Source organism: Terrabacter sp. P2_E3 (genome assembly GCF_056403915.1).
The window spans coordinates 262,020-281,447 of sequence record NZ_JBFUEN010000009.1; the positions used below are offsets into that span (position 1 = coordinate 262,020).

15 protein-coding genes are annotated in these 19,428 nt (G+C 69.7%); 9 read left to right on the top strand and 6 right to left on the bottom strand.

What is annotated here, in order from left to right:
* The first annotated feature begins 72 nt into the window (after window positions 1-72).
* From AC1DW8_RS13685 to AC1DW8_RS13695, 3 genes are all read left to right on the top strand, one after another.
* On the top strand, window positions 73-735 hold the full coding sequence (locus tag AC1DW8_RS13685; protein ID WP_056825073.1) for a Type 1 glutamine amidotransferase-like domain-containing protein: 663 nt from the start codon (window positions 73-75) through the stop codon (window positions 733-735).
* A gap of 81 nt (window positions 736-816) precedes the next feature.
* Complete coding sequence (locus tag AC1DW8_RS13690) at window positions 817-2,868, top strand: MDR family MFS transporter (RefSeq protein WP_478094666.1); 2,052 nt, start codon at window positions 817-819, stop codon at window positions 2,866-2,868.
* 150 nt (window positions 2,869-3,018) lie between these two features.
* Window positions 3,019-3,591, top strand: coding sequence for a dihydrofolate reductase family protein (locus AC1DW8_RS13695; protein ID WP_478094668.1), 573 nt, complete (start codon window positions 3,019-3,021; stop codon window positions 3,589-3,591).
* Window positions 3,592-3,703: 112 nt separating this feature from the next.
* On the opposite strand, the gene AC1DW8_RS13700 is transcribed toward AC1DW8_RS13695, so the two are convergent.
* Window positions 3,704-4,627: a hypothetical protein gene (locus tag AC1DW8_RS13700; RefSeq protein ID WP_478094670.1), complete on the bottom strand. Its 924-nt coding sequence runs from the start codon at window positions 4,625-4,627 to the stop codon at window positions 3,704-3,706.
* A gap of 274 nt (window positions 4,628-4,901) precedes the next feature.
* Between AC1DW8_RS13700 and AC1DW8_RS13705 the strand changes: the two genes are divergently transcribed.
* The 6 genes from AC1DW8_RS13705 (at window position 4,902) to AC1DW8_RS13730 (ending at window position 11,087) form a co-directional block, all read left to right on the top strand.
* The gene (locus AC1DW8_RS13705) at window positions 4,902-5,546 is read left to right on the top strand and encodes a TPR end-of-group domain-containing protein (RefSeq protein ID WP_478094672.1); all 645 of its coding nucleotides are present in this window, start codon (window positions 4,902-4,904) and stop codon (window positions 5,544-5,546) included.
* A gap of 41 nt (window positions 5,547-5,587) precedes the next feature.
* The gene (locus AC1DW8_RS13710) at window positions 5,588-6,121 is read left to right on the top strand and encodes a GNAT family N-acetyltransferase (protein WP_478094674.1); all 534 of its coding nucleotides are present in this window, start codon (window positions 5,588-5,590) and stop codon (window positions 6,119-6,121) included.
* Window positions 6,122-6,259: 138 nt separating this feature from the next.
* Complete coding sequence (locus tag AC1DW8_RS13715; protein ID WP_478094676.1) at window positions 6,260-6,832, top strand: mycothiol transferase; 573 nt, start codon at window positions 6,260-6,262, stop codon at window positions 6,830-6,832.
* Window positions 6,833-6,983: 151 nt separating this feature from the next.
* Window positions 6,984-7,691 (top strand): VOC family protein, encoded by a 708-nt coding sequence (locus AC1DW8_RS13720; protein ID WP_478094678.1) that lies wholly within the window; start codon window positions 6,984-6,986, stop codon window positions 7,689-7,691.
* Between the two features lie 232 nt (window positions 7,692-7,923).
* The gene (locus AC1DW8_RS13725) at window positions 7,924-9,012 is read left to right on the top strand and encodes a glycerophosphodiester phosphodiesterase family protein (RefSeq protein ID WP_478094680.1); all 1,089 of its coding nucleotides are present in this window, start codon (window positions 7,924-7,926) and stop codon (window positions 9,010-9,012) included.
* 59 nt (window positions 9,013-9,071) lie between these two features.
* Window positions 9,072-11,087: a phosphocholine-specific phospholipase C gene (locus AC1DW8_RS13730; protein ID WP_056772943.1), complete on the top strand. Its 2,016-nt coding sequence runs from the start codon at window positions 9,072-9,074 to the stop codon at window positions 11,085-11,087.
* Window positions 11,088-11,202: 115 nt separating this feature from the next.
* On the opposite strand, the gene AC1DW8_RS13735 is transcribed toward AC1DW8_RS13730, so the two are convergent.
* Genes AC1DW8_RS13735 through AC1DW8_RS13755 form a run of 5 tightly spaced genes read right to left on the bottom strand, consistent with a single transcriptional unit; the run spans window position 11,203 to window position 19,366 of the window.
* Window positions 11,203-12,441 (bottom strand): MFS transporter, encoded by a 1,239-nt coding sequence (locus tag AC1DW8_RS13735; RefSeq protein ID WP_056825087.1) that lies wholly within the window; start codon window positions 12,439-12,441, stop codon window positions 11,203-11,205.
* A gap of 28 nt (window positions 12,442-12,469) precedes the next feature.
* Window positions 12,470-13,219, bottom strand: coding sequence for a respiratory nitrate reductase subunit gamma (gene narI / locus AC1DW8_RS13740; RefSeq protein ID WP_056825089.1), 750 nt, complete (start codon window positions 13,217-13,219; stop codon window positions 12,470-12,472).
* A complete protein-coding gene (gene narJ / locus AC1DW8_RS13745; RefSeq protein WP_478094684.1) occupies window positions 13,216-13,902 on the bottom strand; it encodes a nitrate reductase molybdenum cofactor assembly chaperone in 687 nt (228 codons plus the stop codon). The genes narI and narJ overlap by 4 nt, the downstream gene beginning before the upstream one ends.
* Window positions 13,899-15,590, bottom strand: coding sequence for a nitrate reductase subunit beta (gene narH / locus AC1DW8_RS13750; protein WP_056772953.1), 1,692 nt, complete (start codon window positions 15,588-15,590; stop codon window positions 13,899-13,901). The genes narJ and narH overlap by 4 nt, the downstream gene beginning before the upstream one ends.
* On the bottom strand, window positions 15,590-19,366 hold the full coding sequence (locus tag AC1DW8_RS13755) for a nitrate reductase subunit alpha (protein WP_478094687.1): 3,777 nt from the start codon (window positions 19,364-19,366) through the stop codon (window positions 15,590-15,592). Before AC1DW8_RS13755 ends, narH begins: the two co-directional genes overlap by 1 nt.
* Window positions 19,367-19,428: the final 62 nt, after the last annotated feature.

The window sequence follows — 19,428 nt, forward strand, 5'->3', positions numbered from 1 at the left end:
CGTCAACGTCCGGGGCGCCTCCGCCGGCCCGTCCGTTGTCCCGAAGTCCAGCCACACCAAGGAGCCCCAGCGATGAAGCTGCTTCTCACCTCGGGCGGCGTCACGAACACCAGCATTCGCGATGCGCTCGTCGGCATGTTGGGCAAGCCGATCTCCGAGTCTGCCGCGCTCTGCATCCCGACCGCCCAATGGGGGCACCCCATGTGCGGGCCGCGGTCGGTGCACCGATTCGTCACCGGCGGGGACCCGGGAGACGCCATGACCTCGCTGGGGTGGAAGTCCGTGGGTGTCCTCGAGCTCACCGCCCTACCCACCATCGGCACGGAGCGATGGGTCGAATGGATCCGTGAGGCCGACGTTCTGCTCGTCGACGGCGGCGATGCCGCGTACCTGTGTCACTGGCTGCGGCAATCCGGCCTGGTCGACCAGCTGTCCTCCCTGACCGACACGACCTGGGTCGGAGTGAGCGCCGGGAGCATGGTCATGGCACCCCGCATCGGTTCGGACTTCGTCAAGTGGCCGGCGGCAAGCGACGATCGGACTCTGGGGCTCGTGGAGTTCGCGATCTTCCCTCACTTGAACGCTTTTCCGACGAACACCCTTGCGGACGCGGAGCGGTGGGCCGCTGAGATCGGCGGCCCGGCCTATGTCATCGACGAGCAGACCGCCATCAAGGTCATCGGCGACTGTGTCGAGGTGGTTTCCGAAGGCGAGTGGCACACGTTCGGGCTGTAGAGCATCGGTCAACCCCGGGGGGGGGGCAACGGTGGCTTCGATGGAGGGGCGGGCCCGGTGGTTCGGGCCTAGTGTGAGCAAATGAGCCAGGTGGAGGCGTCCGAGGACGATCTGACCGAGGTCGGCGACCCGCCGCTGCTGGGCTCGTCGGAGCGCAACGTCGCCTTCGCGCTGATCATGGGCGGGATGCTCTTGGCGGCGCTCGACGGGACGATCGTGGCCACTGCTCTGCCGACGATCGTGGGCGACCTGGGTGGTGCGCAGCACATGAGCTGGGTGGTGACGGCGTACCTGCTGACCCAGACCATCGCCACGATCCTCGGTGGCAAGTTCGGGGACCTGTTCGGCCGGAAGTCGATCTTCATCGGCAGCATCGTGCTGTTCACCGTCGCCTCGATGCTGGCCGGGCTCTCCCACTCGATGACCTGGCTCATCGCGTCACGCGCCCTGCAGGGCATCGGTGGAGGCGGCCTGACCATCACCGCCACGGCCATGATCGCCGACATCATCCCGTTGCGTGAGCGGGGCAAGTACCAGGGCGCGATGGGCGCGGTCTTCGGGGGAACGACGGTGCTCGGGCCTCTGCTCGGCGGCTTCTTCACCGACCACCTGTCGTGGCAGTGGGTCTTCTACGTCAACGTCCCGATCGCACTCGTCATCATCCCGTTGGCTGTCAAGTTCCTCCCGTCCGTGCCGACCTCCGGGCGCCCGATCTTCGACACCTTCGGCATCGTCTTCATCTCGCTCGGGTCGGCCGCGCTGATCCTTGCGACGAGCTGGGGCGGGTCTGAGTACGGTTGGGGATCGCCGACCATCATCGGGCTGGTGCTCGGGGGCGTCGTGTTCCTGGGCTGCTTCGTCGTGGCCGAACACCGAGCGGCCGAGCCGATCCTTCCGCTGAGACTGTTCCGGCGGAACGTGTTCAGCGTGAGCTCGGTTCTCAGCTTCATCGTCGGCTTCGCTCTCCTGGGCTGCATGACGTTCCTTCCGACGTACCTGCAGTTCTGCCAAGGCGTCAGTGCCACGGTGTCCGGGCTGCGGACACTGCCGATGGTGCTCGGGCTCATCGTGGCGTCGGTGGGTGCCGGCAACGTGGTCAGCAAGACCGGCCGCTACCGGGTCTTCCCGATCGTCGGCTCGGTGGTGATGGCGGTCGGGATGTGGTTGCTCTCGCGGCTCGACCAGCACTCGACGACCCTTGAGACGTCCGGCGCGATGCTCGTGCTCGGTGTCGGCATCGGTCTGTCGATGCAGGTGTTGACGATCATCGTCCAGAACACGGTGGAGTACCGCGACCTGGGGGTGGCGACGTCGGGAGTCACCTTCTTCCGGACCATGGGAAGCTCGTTCGGGGCGGCCGCGTTCGGCACGCTGTACGCCAACCAGCTGGCTCCCAACCTGGCCAAGGCCGTCGTTGCCACCGGCGCGGACCCGACACAGGTCACCTCGCCCGCGGCTGTCCAAGGCCTGCCGCCGGCTCAACAGGCTGCGGTCGTGGCGGCCTATGCCGACACGCTTCAGTACGTGTTCGCCTCCGCCATCCCCGTCGCCGTGCTGGCCTTCGTGGTCGCGTTGTTCCTCAAGCAGGTCGCGATGCGCGGGCTGACTCAGCCAGGGGCATCCGAGATCGGACCGGCCTTCGCGATCCCGGACCAGCGCTCGGCGCAGGAGCAGCTCGAGGGCCAGGTCGTGCGGATCCTGCGGACTCGGTTGCCCGAGGCCGCCGAGAGGCTGCTGCTGTCCTCCCAGTCCGGGCTCGACGGCGTCCAGGTCTGGACCCTGCGCCAGGTCGCGATCCAACAGATCCATGTGCACGGCCCGGCAGACCCCTACGACATCGCCTCCTCCCACCGGGTGCCGATGGCCCTGATCCAACCGGCGATCGACGACTGCGTCATGCGCGGGCTGCTCCAGGCGGTGGACAGTCGGGTGGAGCTGACAGACCGGGGTCGCGAGCAGTTCCGAGCCTTCGTGCGAGAGCTCTGGCAGTGGCTGGTCGTCGAGGTGGAGCTCGCCAACGGAGAGCCGCTCGACGAGCAGGGCCGCGAGGATCTGCGCACCATCGCCCGACGTCAGATGCTCTCCGACGACCCCGTCACCGAGCCGAAGGAGCTTGCGCAGGCCGGCGCCTGACTGTCGGCACTCTCCATCGGCCCCTGTGTACGGCGAATCCGATCTTGGCGGCCGAGCAAGCGGCCCCTGAACCTCGTCGGTGGCCCGGCCGGGGGAGTTTGAGTACGGTCCGGTGAAGACGCGCTGCGCGCCTCAAGGGAGAGCAACGAGATGAGACCACTTCGATACTCGATCAACGTCACACTCGACGGCTGCTGCCATCACGAGGCGGGGCTACCCCCCGACGAGCAGTCGATGCGCTACTGGACGGCCGAGCTGGAACGAGCCGATGCCCTGCTGTTCGGCCGGGTGACCTACGAGATGATGGAGTCGGCGTGGCGGCAGCCGGCCACGGGCACGTGGCCTGACTGGATGGATGAGTGGCAGATCCCGTTCGCCGAGACCATCAACCGGACGAAGAAGCACGTCGTGTCGAGCACGCTGAGCGGGGTCGACTGGAATGCGGAGCTGGTGCGAGGCGACGTGGGGCAAGCGGTTCAGCGGCTCAAGCAGGAGCCAGGCGAGGGTCTGTTCGTGGGTGGCGTGACGCTTCCCCTGGCGTTGGCAGATCTGGGACTGATCGACGAGTACGCGTTCGTCGTGCAGCCGGTCCTTGCCGGACACGGGCCGACCTTGCTCGCCGGTCTGCGCGAGCGCGTCCAGCTGGAGCTCGTGGATCGCCAAGAGTTCCGGTCGGGGGCGGTCGCCCTGCGATACCGGCCCAGCAGTAAGGGCTTCACGTGATGTGGCCGCCTGAGAGCCAGTGAAGCCGGTCGAGCGGTCGTGATCCCGCTGCTCTGGGAGGACGCCGGAAGTCGCCGTTCAGACGTCTCGGTGACGCGCACCCGTCTCTGGGTCAATGCGTCCCCGACGGCCCCTGTGGTGCGCCAGCCCGCGACTTCCCGGTGAGCAGTGTGACCGCGGCGAGGAGACACAGCACGGTGCCACCGATCGCGGGGGCCGAGGCCCACGTGGCCGTGCCGATCCCGGCGTTCGACTGGAAGCCTCCGCCCACCTCGAGGACGAGCAGGTAGGCGGCGGCAGAGACGTTGGCCGCCGCAGCGAGCACGGCGCCCCAGGGGCGGCAGAGCCACAGCAGGACGCCGGAGAGGAGGAAGGCCGGCGCGAGAACGCCGAGGTCGAGGGCGTAGACGAGGTGGACCGCCTGCGGTGGCATGACGTCGACGGGCAGGAGGCCGGTCACGGCGAACCGGACCGACAGGGTCCCCCAAGCGGCGACGAGCCCCGCCCCGAGCAGCATCGTGAAGGCCGCGACCAACCGTGCTGGCGGGCCGGTGCGGATCCGAGCAGCCGTGGCTTCGACCCGGAGGCTCGACCCGAGCAGGATCAGGGCGTACGTCGAGGCCGAGAAGGCGGCGACGTGAAGGAGGAAGACGTCGCTGAACGCGGCGCCGAAGGCGTAGTAGGCGTAGTTGTAGATCCCGTAGAAGAGCAGGCCGAGCCACACGGCGACCGACGTGGCCGAGGCGCGGGTTGCGCTGAGGTACAAGCTCAGCGCGAGCGCGGGCACGACGACTGCCAGCGTCACGAGGTCGTTGCCGCGTAGTGCGGCTATCGCCCAGGCCTGCTCGGGGTAGAGGCCGGGCACGAGCAGTCCCAGAAGAGACTGGACGAGCATCAGGGCGAGGACCAGGACCGAGAGCACGCGGGCAGCGGTCAGTCGCGGGCCCGCGCGCAGCAGGGCGATCGCGCCTCCGTGGGGTGATCCCGTGCCCCGGACCCTGTTCTCGACCCGACCGGCGACGCGCTGGGCAGCCATGGGCTACCAACCTCCTCGGCGACGAGGCGTGCGCTCGAGCGGCGCCCCTCAGCGCGCTCCGCGCACGCCTCTTGCTCCACGGTAGCCCGTGGGCGAGGCAACTCGAGCCGCCCTGTCGGCAGCCTCACACGAGGCACTGATACCCGTCATGCGACTGCCGATGAGCGGCTCCGGCAGAGCGAGTGACCTGCGGTTCCCGCAACCTTCCGGAAGCCGACCGTCCTGAAGGGCCCGTAACGTGGCAGGCAACGCTCGCCATGCGAAGGAGCGGGCCATGACCGGCTACGCAATCGCCCACCTGGATGAGATCGATGAGTTCAGCGACGCAGGGGCCCACTACCGACCTGTCCGCCACCACCTGGGCATCTCGGCCTTCGGGGCCACGGTGTGGACCGCCCGCACGGCGGGTGACGTCCTCATCAACGAACACGACGAAGACGACCCGACCGCTGACCAGGAACTGTTCCTCGTGCTGCACGGCCATGCGGTGTTCGAGGTCGACGGGGACCGGGTCGACGCGCCGACCGGCACCTTGTTCTTCGCTCCTCCCGGCACCGGGCGCAAGGCCTCAGCCCTCGAAGGCGACACGACCCTCCTGGCGATCGAGGGCACGCCAGGAGAGGCCTACGCGGCCCGAGGTTGGGAACTGTGGGCTCCACTGGCCCCCCGGTACCAGGCGGGGGAGTACGCCGAGGTCGCCGCCCGTCTAGCAGCGTTGGTCCGTGCCAACCCGCAGTACCCCATGTTGTTCTTCAATCTCGCCTGCTGCGAGAGTCAGTGCGGTCGGACGAGCGAGGCCCTCGAGCACCTCCAGCACGCCATCGAGCTGTCGGACGAGTTCAGGGAGTCGGCAAGGAACGACTCCGACCTGGATCCGATTCGAAACGAGCCGGTGTTCACGGAACTGATGCGGCCCTAGCACCCCCGCGACCGACTCGGGTCGTTCGCTAGGTTGCGCCCATGCGGACCATCACCTCGGCGCGACTGGTTCTCAGACCATGGGAAGCCGGCGACGCCGACTTCCTCCTCGACCTCGAGGGCCGTTGGGAGGTCGTGCGCTACCTGGGGGCCGACCCCACGACCATGACCTCCCGTAGCCAGGCGCTCGCCTCGATCGAACGCCGACGCGCCATCAGCGAGCACCCCGTCCACGGCATCTGGGTCATCACCGACCAGGCCGGCGCGCGGCTGGGAAACCTTCTCCTCAAACCCATTCCACTGTCAGCAGGGGAAGATCCATCCGACCCCGCGGACGTCGAGATCGGCTGGCACCTGCATCCGGACACGTGGGGCCACGGATACGCGACCGAGGCTGCGCGCGCCGCATCCGTCGACGCGTTCGCGCGCGGCGAGAGCCGGATCATCGCCGTGACCCATCCCGACAACCACCCATCGCAAGCCGTCTGCCGGCGCATCGGCATGCGCCACCTGGGCGCGACCACCCGCTACATGGATACGTCCTGCGAGCTGTTCGAGCTGACCCAGGACGGGTGAGCGCTCCTGCCGCCCGCACGCGGTCGCCGAGCTCTCGGCACGACGTATGCCGTCTCGGCCTCGCCGGGATGTCGACCACTTCGCGGTCGACCGGGTTTGCGGACGTCTCTCGTCCGGGTGCCTTTCTAGTGTGGACGTATGACGAGCACCTTCGGCTTCACGCCCGGCCAGCCACCAGAGTGGGACATCGAGCGCTTCATGCGCGGCGACGAGGTCGACACCGCCGTGATCACCCTGGAACGCAACCGGTTGACCTTCGCGTGGAAGTGCGCGGACGTCGCCGCCGCGGGGATGAGTCTTCGGCTCGGGGCGTCCTCGGTGACGCTGGGCGGTCTGCTCAAACACCTGGCCTGGGTCGAGGAGCTCTACTTCCAGCACCGGCTCGCCGGTCGTGCGTTCATGTCGCCCTTCGACGCGCTGGACCTCGAGAGGGACTGGGACGACTGGGCCTGGGCCACGGCGGCCGACGACACCCCTGACGCCCTGCGTGCGCTCTGGGTCGAGACCGTGCACCGCTCCCGGGCGTCGCTGACGGAGGCGTTGTCGCGCGGCGGCCTGGACCAGACGACCCACGACGGGATGAGCCTGCGCCGGTTGCTGGCCGACATGATCGAGGAGTACGCCCGCCACACCGGACACGCCGACCTGCTCCGCGAGCACGTCGACGGGGCGACCGGCGAAGGCGCTCCGAGCGACTTCCCGGTGCCCTGAGCCCCGCGGCTCGGAGTCGGCCACCGCTCACAGCGATGGTGGCGGCGTCCGCTGTCGACCGGACCCAACCGCGAACGGTTGCGACGACGACGGAAACGGACTGATGTCTCCGAGCCGTCAACCGTGGTGATCGCAGCTATGGTCCCCGTCTATGGACATGCTGAGGGGCGCACAGATCGCCGAGGCCGACCTGACCGACTGGCGCAAGCTGGCCCAGGGACTGCACGCCCGATACGTGGTCGACGGGTTCGGCACCGGCGTCCGGTTCGTCGCCGCCGTGGGCGAGGCGGGTGACACGCTCCAGCACCACCCGCACGTGTCGATCGGCACGGAGTGGGTCGACCTCAAGCTGGTCAGCGACGACGCCATCTACCGCGACGACGAAGGCACCGAGCACGTCGTCGAATGGGTGACGCAGCAGGACGTCGACCTCGCCCGACGGATCACCGAGATCGCCGCCGACCACGGGCTCCGGGCCGACCCGGCGTCGGTCAGCGACATCGAGCTCGGCCTCGACACCGCGCGCTCGTCGACCATCGCCCCGGTCTGGGCCGCCCTCCTGACGGGGAGTGCCGAGTCCCAGGGGCGCGGCACGCCCGGTGACGAGATCCGGGACGCCACGAGGCGCGTGCCCAACCTGTGGTTCGGGGACGCTGACGAGCAGCAGACCACGGGTCAGCGGTTCCACGTCGAGGTCTACGTCGCGCCCGAGGCGGCCGCGCAACGGATCGCCGCCGTCCTCGCCGCGGGCGGGACCGTCGTCGACGACAGCGATGCACCCGCGCTCACCGTGATCGCCGACCAGGACGGCAACAGGGGAGTCCTCTGCGTCGACGTGTCCGCGGTGAAGCAGGACTGACGCCCGAGCCCGGATGTCGGGCTGCCGGGGGAGGGAGCGTCGGGGCGACGGTAAGCAGGTCCCTGCGGCGCGGGCTGAAGGCGCTGGTGCCGGTTTCGGCGGACGTGCGCTGGGCGTCCGCTTCGTCCGTGTTCGGCCAGGGTTCACGGAAGCGCCACGTCGAGGGCACCACAGCCCTGCGGGACGTCCCTAGCGTCGAGGGGCCAGCCCAGCCCCGAGCGAAGGATCTCCCATGCACGTACGCCGTCTCCTGGTCAGCCTGGCCCTGACCGGCCCCCTGGCAGCACTGACCCTCGGCCCGAGCGCCGCCGCCACCGCGGTCGCCGCCGCAGGCTCCCACGCCGTCCTGCCACAGCAGACCCACTTCGACCTGCAGGCGCACCGCGGGGGGATCGGCATGACGACCGAGGAGTCCCTCGAGGGCTTCGCCAGGGCGATGCGCCTCGGCGTGACGACGCTCGAGCTCGACACGCAGGTCACCAAGGACGAGAAGGTCGTCGTCAACCACGACCGTCAGGTCAGCGCCCAGAAGTGTCGCGACACGGCCCCGGTCACGGCCGGTGACCCGATGTACCCGTACGTCGGCAAGTACATCAAGGACCTGACCCTCGCCCAGATCCGGACGATGGACTGCGGCTATCAGCAGCTGCCCGGATTCCCTGAGCAGGAGCGGGTGCCCGGCTTCCGGATGGTCGAGCTGGGGGACGTGCTGAACCTCGTGAAGTCCTACCGCGCCAAGCAGGTGACCCTCAACATCGAGACGAAGGTCGAAGCCGGCGCGCCCGAGCAGACCGCGCCGCGAGAGCTCTTCGTGCGCCGCGTCTACGAGGAGATCCATGCCTCGGGCATCGAGGACCAGGTGACGATCCAGTCCTTCGACTGGGGCGCCCTCAACGTCATGCACCGGCTCGCGCCGACCTGGCCGCTCGTCGCCCTCACGAACCACGACTTCATCCAGGTCGGCAAGCCCGGCGCGTCACCGTGGCTCGGCGGTGTCGACGCCGACGACTTCGCTGGTGACTTCGTTGCGACCGCCGCGGCGGCGGTTCCCGGACTCACGGCTCTCTCGCCGAACTACGGCTTCCCGCAGAACGGCACGGTCGCCGACCCCGGCTTCCGCTTCTACCCCGACCGGGCCATGGTCGACGCCGCCCACGCCCGGGGGCTCAAGGTCATCCCTTGGACCTGTGACGACCCGGCCACGATCAGCGCCCTCATGGACCTCGGCGTCGACGGCGTCATCACCGACTACCCGAACCGCGTCCGCACGATCATGGCCGACCGCGGCATGCGCCTGCCCAAGGCGTACGCGCCGCGCTGAGCCACCCGGCATACGCCATCGCTCACCCTGCCCGAATCCCCACACCACCAGGAGTTTCCATGGTCGACCTCGACCGTCGCCGCTTCCTCAAGATCGCCGGTGGCGCCGCCGCCGCGACGATGCTCGACGAGAGCATCGCCCGCGCTGCCGCCATCCCGGCCAACCGGGCCACCGGGTCCCTCAAGGACGTCGAGCACATCGTCGTGCTGATGCAGGAGAACCGGTCCTTCGAGCACTACCTCGGCAGCCTCCGCGGTGTCCGCGGCTTCGGTGACCCGCACCCGGTCCGGCTCCCGAGCGGCAAGGACGTGTGGCACCAGTCCGACGGCACCCGCGACGTCCTGCCCTTCCACCCGAGCGTCGACGACCTCGGCGCCGCCTTCCTCGAGGGCCTGCCGCACAGCTGGACCGACGGGCAGGCCGCCGTCAACCGAGGGCACTACGACGGCTGGGTGCCGGCCAAGGGCACGACGACGATGGCCTACCTCGAGCGCCAGGACGCGGCCTTCCACTACGCGCTGGCCGACGCCTTCACCGTGTGCGACGCCTACTACTGCTCGTTCATCGGCAACACCGACCCGAACCGCTACTACCTGTGGTCCGGGTGGACGGGCAACGACGGCAAGGGTGGTGGCCCAGTCCTCTACAACGACGAGCTCGGCTACGACTGGCGCACCTACCCCGAGCGGCTCGAGCAGGCAGGCGTGTCGTGGAAGGTCTACCAGGACGAGGGCACCGGGCTCGACGCCGCCGGCTCCTGGGGCTGGACGTCGGACCCCTACATCGGCAACTACGGTGACAACTCGCTGCTCTACTTCAACCGCTACCGCAACGCCGGGCCGGGAGACCCGTTCTACGAGAAGGCCCGTCGCGGCACGAGGGCGCGTGACGGGCAGGACTACTTCGAGCCGCTGCGCCGGGACGTCGAGGCGGGCACCCTCCCGTCGGTCAGCTGGATCGCGGCTCCCGAGGCGTTCAGCGAGCACTCGAACTGGCCGACGAACTACGGCGCCTGGTACATCTCCAAGGTCCTCGACACCCTGACCTCGAATCCCGAGGTCTGGGCCAGGACCGTCCTGCTCATCACCTACGACGAGAACGACGGCTTCTTCGACCACCTCGTGCCCCCGCACGCGAACTCGCCTGTCATCCCTGGCGCCTCGACGGTGTCGACGGCCGACGAGTTCTACGACGGCGAGCACGGCCCCGGCGCCTACGGCATGGGTCCACGCGTGCCGATGTTCGTCGTGTCGCCGTGGAGCACGGGTGGCTGGGTCTCATCGGAGACCTTCGACCACACGTCGGTCATCCGGCTCATGGAGACGCGCTTCGGGGTCAAGGAGCCCAACATCACGCCGTGGCGACGGTCGGTCGCCGGCGACCTCACCTCGGCCCTCGACTTCTCGAAGACCGTGGAGAAGGTGCCCGCACTGCCGAGCACGACGAGCTGGAAGCCGTTCGACGACCAGCGACACCCGTCGTACCGGCCCACGCCGCCCGCTGAGGGGAAGATGCCGTCGCAGGAGCCGGGGACGCGCCCGGCGCGCCCGACCCCCTACGACCTCGTCGTCCGTGAGCAGCAGACCCGCGGGGCCGTCACCGTCGACCTCGACAACCGCGGGCGCCGAGGCACGCACGTCCAGGCACGGCTCGTCGAACCGGCCGGGCCACCGCACAGCTACACGGTGGGTGCCGGCGACGAGCTGCGGGCGACGTGGCCCGTCAACGGCGACTACGACATCCACCTGCACGGGCCGAACGGCTTCTTCCGGCGCTTCGCGGGTGACACGAGGACGGACCGCATCCGCGTCGAGGTGACCCGGGTCGGGCGCACGCAGCGCCTGTCGGTCACCGTCGAGGCGCCGCGCGGAGTCCGCGTCACGGTCGAGGACGCGTACGGCGCCCGCACCACGGTCGGCCGTCGACCCGTCGTCGTCGACACGTCGACCAACGGCGGGTGGTACGACCTCACCGTCGTCGCCGAGGAGGGCACCTTCCTGCGAGGCTTCGCGGGGCACCTCGGGACGGGCCGTCCGTCCATCAGCGAGCCGGCGCTGGGCCACGCCGACGGCTGACCCCACGGCTGGCGTATGCCGGGTGCCGGGCACCCCGGGTCGAGCACCCCGGGTGCCCGGTGACGCCGCCGGCGTCGCCGGCGTCGCCGGCGTCCCCGAGAGACCGTGCCTGCCGTCAGGCCGTGCGCCGACGGTCGCCGGACGAGCGGATCCCGACCTGCGAGAAGACGAGCGCGCAGGCGGCCACGAGTGCGAGCAGGGCGAGCCCGAAGCCGTACTGCGGGAAGACCTTGTCGTAGGTCGCCCCGAGGACGAGGGGCGGGAAGTAGCCGCCGAGGCCGCCGGCGGCGCCGACGAGGCCGGTCACGCTGCCCACCCGCTCCGGCGGTGCGAGGCGCGCGACCCAGGCGAAGACGCCGCCGGTGCCCAGCCCGAGGAAGAAGGCCATGGCGACGAACGACAGGCCCGCCGCCACCTCGAGGGGCGGCCGGAATGCCAGGACGACCGCGAGAACGGTCGTGCCGGAGAGCGAGATGGCGAGGACCGCGCGCGGCCCGATGCGGTCCGACAGCACCCCACCGATGGGTCGCGCGACGACCGCCGCGACGGCGAAGCCGGCCGTGCGCGTACCCGCTGCCGTGAGGTCGAAGGCGTAGACGTCCTTGAGGAAGGTCGGCAGGTAGGTCGAGAAGGCGACGAAGCCGCCGAACGCCACGGCGTAGAGGAACGACATCTGCCACGTCACCGGCAGCCTGATCGCGGCCGCCAGCTTGGGGACGACGGGGTCGGTGTTCGGCGTCCAGGCCGGTGAGTTGCGCATGGCGGACCAGCACAGCGCGGCGGTTGCGACGAGCAGGACGGCGATGATGACGTGCGTCAGCGTGTAGCCGAACCACGTCACCATCCGCGGCGTCAGGGCCGATGAGAGCGCCGTCCCGCCCATCCCGGCGCCGAAGACGCCGGTGGCGAACCCGCGCCGATCCGCCTGGTACCACGCGTTGACGAAGGGGACCCCGACCGCGAAGGTCGTGCCCCCGATGCCGAGGAAGAAGCCGAAGAGGAGCATCAGCGGGAACGACTCGAGGTTGCCGGCCAGGGCGACGAGGAGCACGAAGGGCACGGTGAGCAGGGTCAGCACCGGGAACATGACGCGACCGCCGTAGCGGTCGGTGAGCGCGCCCACCGGGATGCGCCCGAGCGAACCGACGAGCACCGGTGTCGCGACGAGCAGCGCCTTCTGGCTGCTGCTCAGGTGCATCTGCTCGGTGTACCTCACCCCGAGCGGCCCGATGAGGTTCCACGCCCAGAAGGTCACCGCGAAGGCAAAGGTCGCGAGGGCGAGGTTCCGGCCCTGACCGCTCAGGCCGACCTGCGGCGGGGACGGCGTGGACGCGGTCGGTGCGCTGGTGCTCATGGCTCTCCTCGAGGCAGGGTCGGTCGGGTCAGTGTCTGCGGTCGCGGTCGGAGGTGCCGACGCCGCTCCAGCCGGGCCGGCTGGAGCGGTTGCCGGAGGTCCGGCCGTCGCGCGACCGGTAGACGATGTAGGGCCGGAAGAGGTAGTGCAGCGGGGCCGTGAAGGCGTGGACGAGCCGCGTGAAGGGCCACAGCGCGAAGAGCAGCATCCCGACGATCGCGTGGACGTGGAACTGCACCGGGGCCGCCGCCATCGCCGTCACGTCCGGGCTCAGCAGCAGCACCGACCGGAACCACGGCGAGACGGTCTCGCGGTAGTTGTGTGCCTCGCTGCCCGCCCCGACGCTGACGAGCGTCGTCCAGAGGCCGAGGACGATGGCGCCGACGAGCAGGACGTACATCAGCTTGTCGTTCTTCGTCGTCGCCATGAAGACCGGCCCGGTCGTGCGGCGCCGGTAGACGAGGATGAGGATGCCGGCCAGCGTGCAGACCCCCGCCAGACCGCCGAAGAGCAGCGCGTTGACGTGGTAGAGCCCCTCGCTGACGCCGACGGCCTCGGTCCACGACTCGGGGATGACGAGTCCGCCGACGTGGCCGACGAAGACGAGCAGGATGCCGAAGTGGAAGAGCGGCGACCCGATGCGCAACAAGCGCGACTCGTAGAGCTGTGAGGACCGGGTCGTCCAGCCGAACTTGTCGTAGCGGTAGCGCCAGACCGTGCCACCGACGAGGCTCGCGATGCAGAGGTAGGGGAGGATGCCCCAGAGGAACGTGCTCATGACCCTCCACCCCTCGGTGCCCCGGTCGAGGCCGGTTGCAGCGGAAGGAGCCTCGGGTCGTAGGGCTCGAGCCCGACCGTCTCCGTCGGGTGCGGTCCGCTCAGCCCGACCATCTCCATGACCGCGGCGCGGTCGGGCGGGGACTCCCCGGGAAGGGTCGCGCACACGGCGACGACGGCGGCGGCATACGCGCTCTTCTTCTCCTGCAAGGCGATCCGCAGCAGCTCGAGGCTCGCGCGGTACTCCTGGAGCAGCGCGACGCCGGCCTCCGGGTCGACGCGTGCGGTGAACTCGAGCACCATCGGGAGGTAGTCGGGCAGCTCTCCGTGCGTGTCGACGACAGCGCCACTGCTGCGGTATGCCGTCTTGAACCGTCCGAGCACCTCGCCCCGCCGGCGCGTGTCGCCGTCGGTCCAGTAGGACAGGTAGAGCGCGTGCTTGCGGCTGAGGTCGAAGGTGTCGACGTAGGCGCGCTGGAGATCGGCCAGGGCGGCTCCGTCGAGGTGGGTGACGAGACTCGCCAGTGCCGTGGCGGCGGCCGAGTCGGCCTGCTCCGCAAGGGCATCACGCATCGAGGGAAGCCCGGCGACGAGCTCGGCGGTCGGGTAGTCGAGGCAGCGTCCGGCGACGAGGTGCACGACGCGGTCGTCCCGTGGTGCCGCCCGCCGGTGCAGGCCGATCACGGCGCGTCCCCGTCCGAGCGGCCCGGGAAGAGGCCCGGGGGAGCGCCGTTGCCGTCCCAGTTGAGCAGGTTGACCCGCCCGGTCAGGGAGCCGGACTCGGTCGTCGCCATGGCCGTGTCGGAGGTCTGCCGCTGCTTGAGCGCGTTGAACGTCTCGACGGCCACCGGTGCAGGACGTCCGCTCGCCTCGCCGAACGGACCCGACTCGTACATGCCCGGCCCCTCGTCGAAGTCGAGCGAGCAGCCGATCTCCTCGAGCTCGTGGGCCCGCTCGACGTGCGCCGTGGGGATGACGTAGCGGTCGGCGTACTTCGCGATCGCCATGAGGCGGTACATCTCGTAGAGCGACTCCTCGCTCATGCCGACCGCCGCGGGGATCGCGGGGTCGCCGTCGCGGCCCAGCGACACGTCGCGCATGTAGGCGCGCATCGCGGCGAGCTTCTGGAGCACGCCGGTGACGATGTCGGTGCGGCCGGCCGTGAAGAGCTCGGCGAGGTAGTCGACGGGGATGCGCAGCGCCTCGATCGCTCCGAAGAGCACGGTCCGGTCCTCGGCGTCGTGACCCTGCGACGAGAGGACGTCGACGATCGGCGACAGCGGTGGGACGTACCAGACCATCGGCATCGTGCGGTACTCCGGGTGCAGCGGCAGGGCCACCCGGTAGGTCTTGGCGAGCGCGTAGACGGGCGAGCGCCGCGCCGCGTCCATCCAGTCGTCCGGTATGCCGTCACGCCGGGCCGCGGCGACGACCTCGGGGTCGCTCGGGTCGAGCAGGAGGTCGAGCTGCGCCTCGTAGAGGTCGCCCTCGTCGGGGGTCGCCGCCGCGGCCGTGACGCGGTCGGCGTCGTAGAGGAAGAGGCCGAGATAGCGCAGCCGCCCGACACACGTCTCGGAGCAGACCGTCGGCAGCCCCACCTCGACGCGGGGGTAGCAGAAGGTGCACTTCTCGGCCTTGCCGCTCTTGTGGTTGAAGTAGATCTTCTTGTACGGGCATCCCGTGATGCACTGCCGCCATCCGCGGCACCGGTCCTGGTCGACGAGGACGATGCCGTCCTCCTCGCGCTTGTAGATCGCGCCCGACGGGCACGAGGCCATGCACGACGGGTTGAGGCAGTGCTCGCAGATGCGCGGCAGGTAGAACATGAAGGTCTTCTCGAGCTCGAAGCGGACCTTCTCCTCCGACTCACGCCGCACCGAGGCGTTGAGCTTCGCGACGATGGGATCGAGGTGGCCCATCTCGCTCGCGCCGCCGAGGTTGTCGTCCCAGTTGGCCGACCACGTGATCTTCGTGTTCTCGCCGGTGATGAGCGACTTCGGCCGGGCGACCGGGAAGTCGTCACCGAGGGGTGCCTCGATGAGGGTCTGGTAGTCGTAGGTCCAGGGCTCGTAGTAGTCGGCGAGCTTGGGCTGCACGGGGCTCGCGAAGATGCCGAGGAGCTTCTGCACCCGGCCACCCGCCTTGAGCTTGAGGCTGCCGCGGTGGGTGAGCGTCCAGCCGCCCTTCCACGTCTCCTGGTCCTCGTAGCGGCGCGGGTACCCCTGTCCCGGGCGGGTCTCCACGTTGTTGAACCAGACGTACTCGGTGCCGGCGCGGTTGGTCCACGCCTGCTTGCACGTGACCGAGCACGTGTGGCACCCGATGCACTTGTCGAGGTTCATCACCATGCCCATCTGGGCCATGACACGCATCAGTACGTCACCTCCTGCGATCGCTTGCGCACCGTCGAGACCATGTCGCGTTGGTTGCCCGTCGGTCCGAGGTAGTTGAACGTGTAGGACAGCTGGGCGTAGCCGCCGATGAGGTGGGTCGGCTTGACGAGCAGCCGCGTCACCGAGTTGTGGATGCCGCCGCGGCGACCGGTCGCCTCCGACTTCGGCACGTCGATGGTGCGCTCCTGCGCATGGTGGACGTAGACCACGCCCTCCGGCATGCGGGGGCTGACGATCGCGCGGCCGACGAGCACGCCGTTGGTGTTGAGGCACTCGACCCAGTCGTTGTCGGCGACGTCGATGGAGCCGGCGTCCTGCGGACTCATCCACACCGTCGGGCCGCCGCGTGAGAGCGAGAGCATGAGCAGGTTGTCCTGGTACTCCGAGTGGATCGACCACTTTGAGTGGGGCGTCAGGTAGCGGACGGTGACCTGCTTCGACCCGTCTGGCCCGAGCTTCGGCTCGCCGAAGAGGCGGTGCATGTCGAGGGGCGGCCGGTAGATGGGCAGCGCCTCGCCGAGGTCCTGCATCCAGTCGTGGTCGAGGTAGAAGTGCATCCGACCGGTGAGGGTGTGGAAGGGCTTGAGGCGCTCGATGTTGACGGTGAAGGGCGCGTATCGCCTCCCGCCGGTCTCGGAGCCCGACCACTCGGGCGAGGTGATGACGGCCACCGGTGCGCTCTGCGTGTCGGCGAAGGTGACGTGCTTCTCCTCCGAGCCCTCGGCGAGGTCGACGAGCTTCTTGCCGACCCGCTCCTCGAGGGTGCGGAAGCCCTGCACCGCGAGGTGACCGTTCGTCGTGCCGGAGAAGGTGAGGATCGCCTCGGCCAGCTTCGCGTCGGTGTCGATCGCCGGACGGCCGTCGCCGGCGCCCCCGAGCATGACGCCGTTCCTGGCGGCGAGGCGGGCCACCTCCTCCTCGACCCGGTAGGTGACGTTCTTGACCGTGAAGCCGAGGCTGTCGGCGAGCGGGCCCACGGTGGCGAGCTTCTCGCTGATCGCGGTGTAGTCGCGCTCGACGAGCTGGAAGACCGGCATCGTCCTGCCCGGCACGCCAGGGTGCCCCGTGGCCCGCCAGTCGACCGCGCGCCCACCGGGTTGGGCCGTCTCGCCGGGTGTGTCGTGCATGAGCGGCACGCTGACGAGGTCCTTGCGGACTCCGAGGTGGGTGCGCGCGAGGTCCGAGAGCTTCTCGGCGAGGAGGTGGAAGAGCTCGAAGTCGCTCTTGGCCTCCCACGGCGGGTCGATGGCGGGCGTGAAGGCGTGCACGAAGGGGTGCATGTCGGTCGAGCTGAGGTCGTGCTTCTCGTACCACGTCGCTGCGGGCAGGACGATGTCGGAGAGCAGCGTCGTCGACGTCATGCGGAAGTCTGCCGAGAGCAGCAGGTCGAGCTTGCCCTCCGGCGCCTCGTTGTGCCATTTCACCTCGGACGGCCTTGGTGCCAAAGGGTTCTCGCTGCCCAGGACGTTGTGGTGCGTGCCGAGAAGGTTGCGCAGGAAGTACTCGTTGCCCTTGGCCGAGGACCCCATGAGGTTGCTCCGCCAGAGCACGAGGGTGCGTGGCCAGTTCTCCGGAGCGTCGACGTCCTCGATCGCCGAGGTCAGCGTGCCGTCGTGCAGGGCGTCGGCGACGTAGGCCGCCGGGCTGGCGGCGGTGCCCGCGTCGACGGCGGCCTGGGCGTCCTCCGCCACCTGGAGCGGGTTCGTGCCGAACTGCGGGTAGAACGGCATCCACCCCATCCGGGCGGACTGCGCGATCGTGTCGGCCGTGTGCTTGCCGGCCAGATGCCCTCTGGCGAGGGGCGAGTTGAGCGAGTCGGCGGAGTAGCCGTCGTTGCGCCACTGGTCGGTGTGCATGTACCAGTACGACGTGCCCGTCATGGTCCGGGGCGGCCGGCCCCAGTCGAGGGCGTTGGCGAGGGAGATCCAGCCGGTGATCGGTCGGCACTTCTCCTGGCCGACGTAGTGCGCCCAGCCGCCGCCGTTCCGACCCATGCAGCCGGTGAGGATCAGCAGCGAGAGGATCGCCCGGTAGGTCGCGTCACCGTGGAACCACTGACAGATGCCCGCGCCCATGATGATCATCGAGCGCCCTTGCGACTGCTCGGAGTTCGTGGCGAACTCGCGAGCGATGCGGATGCACTGCTCCGCGGGCACGCCGGTGATCTCCGCCTGCCAGGCAGGCGTGTAGGGCGCGGTGACGTCGTCGTAACCCGTGGGCCAGCTGCCCGGCAATCCTTCTCGCTCGACGCCGTACTGCGCGAGCATGAGGTCGTAGACGGTCGTCACGAGGTGGCCGCCGACGCGCCGGGCGGGAACTCCTCGACGCAGCACCGAGCCGGTGCCGTCGGGCTCGACGAACGCCGGGAGCAGCACCTCGACGGCCTCGGCGGCGCCGCCCGTCATCGTCAGGGCGGGGGCCACGCCGTCGAGGTCGAGGTTCCATCGGCCCTTGCCGGAGTCCGCGTAGCGAAAGCCCATCGAGCCGTTCGGCACGACCGGCTGTCCAGTCACCTCGTCGAGCAGCACCGTCTTCCAGGCATCTTCGTCGGGAACGGCGGCGCCATCAGCCGAGAGGTCGGACGCGGTGAGGAACTTGCCGGGCACGAAGGGGGCACCGGCCCCCTCACCCGACGCGGCGGCATACGGCTCCTCGGGTGCCTCCAGACGGATGAGGAAGGGGAGGTCGCTGTAGGTGCGCACGTAGTCGGTGAAGAAGGGCACCTCACGGTCGACGAAGAACTCCTTGAGGAGCACGTGGCCCATGGCCATCGCGAGCGCTGCGTCCGTGCCGGCCTGGGCGGGCATCCACTCGTCGGCGAACTTCGTGTTGTCGGCGTAGTCGGGGCTCACCGTGACGATCTTCGTGCCGCGGTAGCGGACCTCAGCCATCCAGTGCGCGTCGGGCGTGCGGGTCACCGGGACGTTGGAGCCCCACATCATGAGGTAGGTCGCGTCCCACCAGTCGCCCGACTCCGGCACGTCGGTCTGGTCGCCGAAGACCTGCGGGCTCGCGACGGGCAGGTCGGCGTACCAGTCGTAGAAGCTCGTCATGACGCCGCCGATGAGCTGGATGAAGCGGGTGCCGACGCAGTGCGACACCATCGACATCGCGGGGATCGGCGAGAAGCCGGCGACGCGGTCGGGGCCGTACTCCTTGATCGTGTGGACGTGCGCGGCGGCCGCGATCTCGACGGCTTCGCCCCACGACGCGCGCACGAGGCCGCCCTTGCCGCGGGCGCTCTGGTAGCGGCGGCGCTTGTCGGGATCGGTCGTGATCTCGTGCCAGGCGGCCACCGGGTCGCCGAGGCGGCCCTTGGCCTCGCGGTACATCTCGAGGAGGACGCCACGCACGTAGGGGTAGCGCACGCGGGTGGGGGAGTAGGTGTACCAGGAGAAGGCCGCGCCGCGCGGGCAGCCGCGGGGCTCATACTCCGGTCGGTCGGGGCCGACGGACGGGTAGTCGGTCTGCTGCGTCTCCCAGGTGATGATCCCGTCCTTGACGTAGACCTTCCACGAGCAGGAGCCGGTGCAGTTGACCCCGTGGGTCGAGCGGACGACCTTGTCGTGGCTCCACCGGTCGCGGTAGAAGACGTCGCCCGCTCGCCCGCCCTCGCGGAAGACGGCACGCCCGTCGTCGGACTCCTCCCAGCGCGTGAAGAACCGGCCGGCACGGAGCAGCGCGGCCGAGGCCGGGCCGTCGACCCCACCCCTGGCCGTGTCGGTGCTGCGGAAGGCCGCGCTCACGGGTGCCACCCCGGTCGGGCAACGCGGTGGGGCAGGAGAGGCATGAGTCCTCCAAATCGACGATGGGGGGT